The organism is Bacillus cereus group sp. N11, from assembly GCF_016483605.1.
GTDB lineage: Bacteria > Bacillota > Bacilli > Bacillales > Bacillaceae_G > Bacillus_A > Bacillus_A toyonensis.
In genome coordinates this window covers 1-9,561 of sequence record NZ_JAEHBN010000038.1, presented here as the reverse complement: position 1 = coordinate 9,561, position 9,561 = coordinate 1, and the positions used below count along the sequence as shown (strand labels likewise).

The following is a 9,561-nucleotide window of genomic DNA, read 5'->3' as shown; positions in this document are numbered from 1 at the left end:
GCCATAACCCATATCAATCCCCCCTTTCATTTACATTTAAGGACAAGCAGTCCTTATAATATATAATGCTATTAATATTTTACTGAAAGGTATAAAAGTGGAATTTCATCTATGTTTTTAAATATCTTAATTTTTATATAACATCTCTTAAATATTGACTTCATGATAAATCTCTTAATATCCTCAAAATTATAAATAAATTAAAAGAATTAAACACAAAAAAATCATATTACTCTCTTTTATAATAAATATATATTAATAAATTTGTATATAAAATAAATATAATTTATAGATGCGAATAACATAAATGAAAAAAAATTAATACATTGGCATTGAACAGTTTAAAAAATCTAAAGTAATTTCAAAAAGGAGACTAAACAACATGAGTGAACAAGATCCAATTAATACATCATGTCAGGTGCTAGGACAAACTCAAACACCATTAAGTGATAAAATTGCAGCACCGATTATTAATACAGAAGCACCGCTTGTACAAATGCCAGTTATATTAGCTGAAAGGACAATTCAAATTGTTGTAGAATCCAATATTTCATTAGACCCTCCAGCAATTGAAATTAAACGTATTTTAAAAAACAACGTATTTTTGACACAATGTGAGTTACTTCCTTTAGCATTTATTCCAATACCAGGTACAGATTATAAACTAGTTAAAAAAGCTAAATTATTTTTACAAGGGTATATTCGTAAAAATATTGAGTATGTAAATGATGAATATAATGGAATTATATATAACTCTATTGTAAATGTTCCATTTTCTGGTTCCACAGATCTAATAGAGGATGATTTTCTATCTTTAGCTTTAATAGCTTCCTCCTCAAATACTACATTTCATTTTATTAATCCTAAAAACGGTGATCTACCACATTTAGAAAAATGTTCCTTCGGAGATATAGTTTATTATAACAAACAACCATATTGCGAATTAGTCAGTACTCAAATTGTTGGATTAGACTTTTCCCCTTGTCTAACAAACTTAAATGAACCATTTAATACTTTTCGTGAAATAATTGTATTAAACCTTACTTTAAAAATTTTACAAATACAACAAGTACAAATTTAAAACAAAGAAAACTTCTTATTTTTCAAAACCAACCTACTTAAAAAGAACACCAATGTCCGTTGGTGTTCTCCTAAAGGAAACTATAAAATAAAATGAAATAAGTGAGTGAAACTTATTCCAATACTACAATATATGTTTGACTAACATTTATAGTGCTAAAAATTCAGTATCATTATTAATAATAGACAAAAAGCTCACTTCTTATCTTTTTTCAAATAAAAAGCAAAACTCTCTTTAATCAATAGATTTTAATTTATTTACCAAATAAGCGAATTCAAAATGACTTCTTCTATTCTAAAGCTGATATTAACCATTCTATAGTTGCTACATCATTATAATAATAATTCTAGAATTATTGTTCCCGCTCGAAAAAATACTCAGCTTCCTCCAAGACAAAGCAATATTTAAACCAAGCACTTGAAGCAATTCCTAAGTTCTTGGCTATCTCAGATCCCCAATAAGTTTGAGACATATTTTATTCTCCCTCTGTTCTAAGCTGTTTTCCTTCTAAAAAAAATAACACTTTCTTTTTCAAATTTTAAAAAAGTTTTTATTACCTTTTACAACCATCAATTTATATATATAAATTTATATATTAAAATGTATTAAATCAAGATTCACTTTCAAATCACCTAAAACAATATCAATTACATTAAAAATAAAAAGGAAATCTATTAGTAGATTTCCTTTTTTAAAGGAGGTTTTTATAAAAGCGTAAACAAGTAAACCACTACTCGTCTCACATACAATCTATGTTTTCTTATTCAAAATGGTACGATATTTTTATATTATTTATTTTTTTTAAAACATAAAAAAAGTTTACCAGTATTTAAATAAAAAACACATATTAAGCAAAATCCAACAAAAAACATTGATTTTACTAATCAAATCTGACCTATTTATTTCAAAATAAGAAAAATCACTATTATACAAGCCGTCACGTATATGTATCTATTTAAATACCCTATTTAAGTAGACATCTTTAAATATAAAATAAACGGAGGTTTTATGAATTGAATAATCAAGAATATAACAATGACCATCATAAAAATGATTGTAGAGTTAAATCAGAAACACGAACTCCACTCAGCGATAGTGATGTAACACCTGTTCTTGCAACAAATCCAAGAGTTAAAATTCCAGTTGTATTAGCAGAAAGAACACTTCAAATTGTAGTAGAAGCAGATATTCCACTTTGTCCACCAGCAGTAGAAATTAAAAGAGTGTTAAAAGATGTATTTTTAACACAATGTAAACTAGTGCCAGTTGAATATACACCTATTAATGCAACAGGATTTTTAGAAGTAACAAGAGCAAAATTATTTGTAGAAGGTTATATTCGTAAAAACATTGAATATGCGGGTTATGATTGCAATGGCGTAATTTATGATAAAATTGCAAAAGTGAATTTCTCTGGTTTTGCTGAGTTAACTGAAAATGAGTTTCTTTCTCCAGCAATTATAGCTTTTTCTTCAGAAAGTAAAGCTCGTTTCATTAATCCAAAAAATACTGATATTCCTCGTCTAGATAAATACTTCTTTGAAAACAATGTTTTCTATAATGAACAACCATATTGTGAATTAATCAGTGCAGAATTTTATGAGCTTGACTATGCACCATGTCATAATGATCATGATAGTCATCATGAAGGCTCATGTGAGAAAACACATTCCGAAAAATCATTTGACAAATTACGCGAAAAAATCGTTCTTGATTTGACTTTAAAAGTATTACAAACTCAACAAGTTCAACTCGGAGCGCCAACAAGACCTGGATATAACTGCTAATTAAAAATGTTTATACACTAAAAAGAAAGAAGAATCCTAAAAAATTCTTCTTTCTTTTTTTAATAAATTTTTAAATTTATCTATTAAACGAAATAACTTCTAAATATAACAAATAAAGAGATTAAAACATTAATACATATCTATAAAAACAAAAAAGCACTCAAATGAGTGCCCCTTCTCTATTTATCTAACCATGCCATAGGAACTTTTTGCTCCCCTAATATTTCAAATTTAATCTCTCCATTTTCATAATATACTCGCTTTATAATTGGTATAGTTTCCATTTCATTTTCTTTTTCACTTTTATATTGATTTTTTATTTCTATATAAATAATATTCATCAGACATTCCTCCGTTTTACCCACAATTTTAGCCACAACAAAAAAGGAGACTTTTTCTCCCAATCATAAATATATTCTAATATTCTCCATTTATTCTTATGATTTTGTAGTTTAAATCATGAATTAACCCTTAAAATGTAACTTGTTCTATATTACCAATAAATTCAATATTTCAAAGGTATTTCATTTTATCATGTATAATATATCTTTAGAAACATCAATTGGAACGTTGAAAGGAGCGTGAGAAACGATGTCTGATGGAACACAAAATGATATACAAAACGAGCCAATTCCCGCCTTTCTAACCAAGGAAGTAGCAGAAATGTTAAGTATTAGCGAAAGCTATTTACGTAAATGGTGTTTAGAGTTAGAAAAACACAAATACACCTTTATAAAAGTGCGTGATCCTAAAAGTAATCGTGAGTATCGAACCTTTACTTCAAAGGATATAAAAGCTTTAAAACAATTTCAAATACTTATGAAAGATGCCCGATATAACAAAGTGGATGCTGCAAAAACTGTAGCAATAACCATAAATAATGAAAATTGGAACACGAGTGGAACGTCCCATGATCCAATCGATCCCCAATCTTTGCTTATTACCAGAGATAAAGAAATATTGGAACGCGAAAACAATACTAATTTGTTACGTGAACTGTTGCGTGAGGAACGCGAAGAAATAACAAAAGAACTTCAATCCATGAGAAAAGAACTACGACAAACTCAAGAAGAATTTCAAACATTGAAAAACAATATACAAATGTACCAAAAACACCATGAACAATTATTACAAGAAAGAGATGAGCAACTACTACATAACATACGATCTATTCAAGAGACTAAACAACTAGTTGCTCCTACTATAGAAAATAAACAACATTGGTGGAAATTCTGGAAATAAAAAAAATTGCTTATATATAAGGCCTTTTTATACAGAATTCTATACAGATTTTTGTACTAATACAGGACATTCATAAACCTGAAAAATCCTGATATATCCACAATGTATAAAATTATGCATAAGATGATAAAACAAATAAAAAGCGAAATCCTTGATATAAAAAGGATTTCGCTTTTTATTTGCTACCGATAATAGGACGTTATGTTAACCAAGCGTGTATGAAATATACATAAGGAAATGAATTCCAATTGGTTGTACAATTAAATTATAAGATTCAAAAATAAACAAAACATAGCCTAAAGAAAGGAGTATACATTAGTGATATTTTTCATTACAGTTCTTCTTTTAATATTCTCCTATGATTTCACAAAAATGATGAAACAAAATAAAATCATGATTGAACAGAACAATAAGATTATAAAGCTACTAGAAGATATGAAAAATAAATAAAATATACTTCCTCTATCGAATTTTACGTTAACTAGCCCTTCTTGCTCTTTTTATTGTATATAGTTAATATATTTATGGGTAAATTTTACAGGAGGGGTTCGATGAAACTGCATGTAATTTGGGAGTTTATTTATATTATTATTCAAGCCTTGAAAGGACATTTTGTTTGGGGTATACCTTTGTATGTATTCTTGCTACCTTTGGCAATTATGATCGTTTTTTTATTAATTTCTCATAAAAAATCAAAAAGGAAAGAAGTACTTCAAAATTAATTTTAAAATTCCTTGTTGAAAAAATACCTAGAAAAAAGAGCCATGTTGCATTCACATGGCTCTTTTTATTTCTTTTCCCCTTGTTTTTGGGTGTGAGTGCTGGCTCGTCGTGTGGGGGCGACACCCCACGAATTTAACGTAACTACATATAGAATAAGTTTATTACTTTAGACGATAGAACTAGCGGTTCGGCTGGTATAATTGCTAGTCCAAGTCGAGCAACTTAACCCCGTTTTTGGTCTGTTCGGCTTGGCGAAAGCTAAAAACCAGCCGAAAAAAGTTCTGCAAGGACAGAAAAAAAGAAAAGGCGATAGCCTTTAGGTGAGGATTAACGAACCGACTTTTTTCCTGAAGGTGGAGATTTTTGAGCGTTGTTTGCTCAAAAATACTACCTGTTCCTTGCGGAACTTTTAGCTATATATATAAGAGTGAGAAGAGCAAAGTGAAAAAAGTCAGTAATATCAAGGGTTTATAGAAGATAAGGTGTCAAAAAAAAGTGACACCAGTGTCAAAAAAAAGTGACACCTAAAAAAAGGTAAATGGAAACAAAAAAAAGAACGCAAGATAATTTTTGCATTCTTTTAAAATAAATAAATCGGTAATTTATGTTTTTTCTTTCCTTGATCTTCAACTTTAAAATTTCTTAATGAATCCCTAAAAATATGTTGAGTTGCTTTATCTATTCCATCTTTAGGAGAGCAGCACATAACATTTGGATTTACAAACCATGTACGACTAGTACAAACCCGTCCATCTTCAGTTGTAACACCTGATTGTGCAACCGCTAATACTCCCTTTTTTAATAAACCATTCATAACACTAGAAATACTTTGACGAGTCATTTTAAATTTTTCAGCTAAATATGTAGGTGATGCTGGATTATTTGTCTCACGTTCTACAAGAACATTGGTTTTAAATTCAACAGATGAAGTTAGTTTGAATAAAAAAGCTTCTTCCTTACTGCTTAAATAACCTATTTCAATCAGATAATCTATATTATCCATTATAATCTGCACAAATCTCACCCGATCTGTAGGTTTTTTCTTTTTACCTATGAAATATTCTTCGCCACCAGACATTTTACTTAACATCTGTAAAAGCATAGCTCTTTCTTCTTCTGAATAACCACCAGTTTGCAACTGATCATAAATACTATCAATCTTACTATCTCTTATTTTCGCTTTTTTTTCAGCTTGTCCAAAATCTACAACTTTTGTCATAAAATAATTCTCTCCCTTAGTGGAAGGAATCAACTTTTATATGTTAGAATGTATATAGAATATATATTGGTTGATTCCAACCTTATTATGAAAAACCGCCTGCCGTCCAAAGCATGGGCGGTTTTTCTCGTTTATACGTCTTTCTTTATAATAACATGAAACACCTTGTTAAAGCTTTCCATCTCTTGCAAAAATACAACATTCAATCCTATCTTTCTCTATCAAAATCTCGATGTCTTCTTATTTCTCTCTTATGTTCACGTTCAAATTGATTATCTACTCCCTTGTTATCCAATTCTTTTTTAACAATCTCTCTAAACGCCTTAAATTGCTCCTTAAAAACTTTTTTTGTTTGTACATACAAAACTCTTATATTCGTCTGCAAACCCTTTATATGAGCTTTTAATGAGCTTATTTCTCTATTCAATACACCAACTTGTTTTTGCAACTGGTTTTTTTCTTGTTTCAACGTTCGATTTTCTTGCATCCATACCTCTGCATGCACTTTTAAACTCTCATTCTCTTTCACAAAATCTGTTTTTTTCAAACGCTCATAATCCTTTTTGATAGTAACCGCTGCATTCACTTGCTTTGTTACTTCTTGATATTGTTCTGGTGATAACACATAATTTCTTGTCTGTTTCTTCGTGATCTCAGCTTTTCCAAACATTTTATCCTGTACTTCTACTACTTCTTCTTTACGTAAGAATGGAATTTTAACAGGTTCATTTGGCACTTGATCTGTAGCACTATCTAATTCTTTTTGCATTTGTTCTACTCTTTTTTCTAACTCTATATGACGCTGACCAATTAACTGCAGCTTTTCATTTTCACTCTCTACTTGTTGCTTTACTATCTCTAATTCTTTGTACGTATCAACGACATCACTTTCCAAACTCGTTTTTGTCATTTCTAATTCATTTGTTTTCTCTTCAATGTTTTTTAAATGATCATCAATCGTTTGTAACTGTGTTTCTTTTTCTTCTACTTGGTTTTCAATAGTTGACTTTGCTTCTGCATACTCCTTGTATTGACGAACTTTCATGTACTTATGTGAACCAACATTAGCACGTTCAAAATTCGGAATATGCTCTTTAGCCAATTGTTCAATATAGGCGGTTTCTAATGCTCTCCAATGTTCAATTAACTTTCTTCCCGTTCCTTCTACACCTTGTTGCTGCAAAGCTCTATCCATTCCGACACGCCTCGTTAATCCTCGACTACTTTCGAAATTCGGTACATAGTTAATATGTAAATGCGGATTCGCTTCATCATCATGTAAAACCATGTTATAAACCGCTAGGTTTGGATTTCTCTCTTGAAACACCTCTGCATACTGTTTTAACGCTTCCTTTTTGGCTTCCCTATATTTCGAGTCGTCTTTACCTTCCCCAATCGCCACGACTAATTCTCGTTGCTCATGTGTCTTATCATCTTTATGTATTTTGTCATAATAATCATCAATTTTACGGTCATTCCGTTTTTGTTTCTCATTATATTTATCCACTGCTTCTTGAAAGACATCTTTATATACACTTCGGATGTCCTTTTGAACAAAATAAATATTCTCATCTAACCTGGATGGATCGATGCCAGGATTCCCATGAATATTTTCCCTGTTATTATGGCTCAATGAACTTTGGTAAGATTGATTAAATGAGATAGAACCTAACATAAAGTGTCACCACTTCCCCTAGATTAATTGATACCATCAGTCTAGCAAAGCGACGAAATGATGTCAATTAGCGTAACCCTATACGTATTTTGACGCTTTCGCATCAAAATAGATAGGGGTCTGCGACGCTTGTCGGCTTTGCCGATCCATGTTCAACATGGAAAAAACAAACCTTGGGCGTTGCCCAAACCCACTGGGGAACTCTTCCCCAGCCCCCTTTATCCAAACTCCCCAACCCCTCATTCTCTGAGGGGCTCCCTCGCCGGTAGGCAGGGTCAAACGGGTACCGTTTGACAACCATAAAAGGGTTTCGGTGTAGTGAGTTGGTCAAGTCAAATACTCCCTTCGCTTCGCTAGGTCCGTTTTGATTGACCAACATCAATATTTTATTATTTTTTAAGGTTTGTCCATACCCTTTTATACGTATTCTCATATACTACTAGCAATTCTATAAAACTATAAAATATTTATTATTCCATCTTAATTTTTAGGAGTTGATAACTAAAATGGATGATTTTAAAAAATTATCATCTTTTAAATTTGATAAGGATCAAAAAAGTATACTATTAGATCTTTTACTCTCAGATATTTTAAACAGACATGATATAAAAGAGGACAAGTTTAAAAATTTATCACCAGAAAAAAAACAACAGATTAAAAGTATAGTTTCGGAAATCCAATCTCAAATTAATAGTTTTTTAGACTGAAAGGAGCGATTTCATGGGAAAAGCATGGAGTGCAAAGGGAAACAAACAGTGGAGTGCATTAGATTCTTCTAATTGTCATCCATCTTTTAACGATGCTAACGTTTCAGAAGTAGCTGCACAAGAAAGTAAAACTTATCAAATCTCTGAAGAATATATTTCAATTGTTGATTCAGCGGATGTACAAGTTACTACTACAGATACAAAAGCAGCATTATCTATTCAAGCAGCATTACAAGCTGCAATTGTCGTTATTTTAAGTATTTCTATAGCAGATAGTGAAAAAGCTGATCGAGTAACTCAAGAATTGTTACAAAAATCATCTGTTAAACAAATTAATAGACAAAAAACTTTTATTAACAATTCTAGAAACGTTACAGTTACGACTACTGATACAGATATAGCAGTAAATGTTCAAATTCTTATCCAACTTTTATTAGCAATATTGGTAAAACTAAATATTTTATAGAATAGTTTTTTAAAAAATTTCTTGTTTTTAGGTGTAAGGTAATGGCTGAAGCGGAACTGAAGGGCTCCCCCTTCTAATTTCCCTTTCCTTAGATCTAAAACATGAAAGTAAACTCTTAAATAGAAGTTTACTTTCAGTTTCATCAATAAGAAAAACCACAACAATTGCTGTGGTTTTTCTTATTGCTCTGACTAAGACTATATTTCATACGCTCATGGCATCATATGTTGGATTTAAATTATAAGTTCCAATGTAAAAACGTGGTTGATAAAACTATCAAGAATAATCAAACTGTATTTTAAATACATAACATTCAATAACACTTTCAATAAAAAAACACATATAATGCCATGAGCATTTACAAATATCCATAGTTTTTTTTCTCTTCTAAGGATATGAAAAAAGAGATAGCTGGAAACTATCTCTTTTTTCATACTTTTATTTAAAAATTGTTCACATAACACTACTTATCATTAGTCAATCTACCTTGCAAAACCAATAAAAAGACTTTTAAAAAATCTATTTAAGCTCTAATTTTGCTAAATCATGTTGTAGAACATTGTTTCCTTCTTGTGGATTGAATACTATTGCACTAAGGCCAAAAACATTAGTAACAACATCTCTATCATTCGGATGAGTTATTCTTACTTCATAAGCAAAA

9 protein-coding genes and 1 pseudogene are annotated in these 9,561 nt (G+C 30.3%); 6 read left to right on the top strand and 4 right to left on the bottom strand.

What is annotated here, in order from left to right; all coding sequences use genetic code 11:
• Positions 1 to 382 precede the first annotated feature (382 nt).
• Complete coding sequence (locus tag JDS98_RS29445; protein ID WP_199634620.1) at positions 383 to 1,081, top strand: CsxC family protein; 699 nt, start codon at positions 383 to 385, stop codon at positions 1,079 to 1,081.
• Between the two features lie 295 nt (positions 1,082 to 1,376).
• Here JDS98_RS29445 and JDS98_RS30915 read toward each other — a convergent pair.
• Positions 1,377 to 1,553, bottom strand: a pseudogene (locus JDS98_RS30915) (DUF3967 domain-containing protein); the annotation flags it as partial.
• Between the two features lie 541 nt (positions 1,554 to 2,094).
• Between JDS98_RS30915 and JDS98_RS29440 the strand changes: the two are divergent.
• Positions 2,095 to 2,868, top strand: coding sequence for a CsxC family protein (locus tag JDS98_RS29440; RefSeq protein WP_001064601.1), 774 nt, complete (start codon positions 2,095 to 2,097; stop codon positions 2,866 to 2,868).
• A 179-nt stretch (positions 2,869 to 3,047) separates the two neighbouring features.
• Here the strand turns inward: JDS98_RS29440 and JDS98_RS29435 are convergent, their stop codons facing one another.
• Positions 3,048 to 3,209, bottom strand: a complete 162-nt coding sequence (locus JDS98_RS29435) for a hypothetical protein (RefSeq protein WP_199634619.1) — start codon at positions 3,207 to 3,209, stop codon at positions 3,048 to 3,050.
• Between the two features lie 250 nt (positions 3,210 to 3,459).
• Here JDS98_RS29435 and JDS98_RS29430 point away from each other — a divergent pair, with 250 nt between their 5' ends.
• Positions 3,460 to 4,110 carry a DUF3967 domain-containing protein gene (locus JDS98_RS29430; protein ID WP_001279584.1) on the top strand — a complete coding sequence of 217 codons (651 nt, stop codon included), beginning with the start codon at positions 3,460 to 3,462 and terminating at the stop codon, positions 4,108 to 4,110.
• A 551-nt stretch (positions 4,111 to 4,661) separates the two neighbouring features.
• On the top strand, positions 4,662 to 4,832 hold the full coding sequence (locus tag JDS98_RS29425; RefSeq protein WP_000766348.1) for a hypothetical protein: 171 nt from the start codon (positions 4,662 to 4,664) through the stop codon (positions 4,830 to 4,832).
• Between the two features lie 581 nt (positions 4,833 to 5,413).
• Here the strand turns inward: JDS98_RS29425 and JDS98_RS29420 are convergent.
• Complete coding sequence (locus JDS98_RS29420) at positions 5,414 to 6,052, bottom strand: MarR family transcriptional regulator (RefSeq protein WP_000170177.1); 639 nt, start codon at positions 6,050 to 6,052, stop codon at positions 5,414 to 5,416.
• A gap of 208 nt (positions 6,053 to 6,260) precedes the next feature.
• A complete protein-coding gene (locus JDS98_RS29415; protein ID WP_199634618.1) occupies positions 6,261 to 7,727 on the bottom strand; it encodes a plasmid recombination protein in 1,467 nt (488 codons plus the stop codon).
• Positions 7,728 to 8,233: 506 nt separating this feature from the next.
• Here JDS98_RS29415 and JDS98_RS29410 point away from each other — a divergent pair.
• Both JDS98_RS29410 and JDS98_RS29405 read left to right on the top strand, forming a co-directional pair.
• Positions 8,234 to 8,434, top strand: a complete 201-nt coding sequence (locus tag JDS98_RS29410; protein ID WP_052943748.1) for a hypothetical protein — start codon at positions 8,234 to 8,236, stop codon at positions 8,432 to 8,434.
• Positions 8,435 to 8,447: 13 nt separating this feature from the next.
• Entirely contained in the window at positions 8,448 to 8,900 is a 453-nt protein-coding gene (locus JDS98_RS29405) for a spore coat protein (RefSeq protein ID WP_000513812.1), read from the top strand.
• Positions 8,901 to 9,561 lie beyond the last annotated feature (661 nt).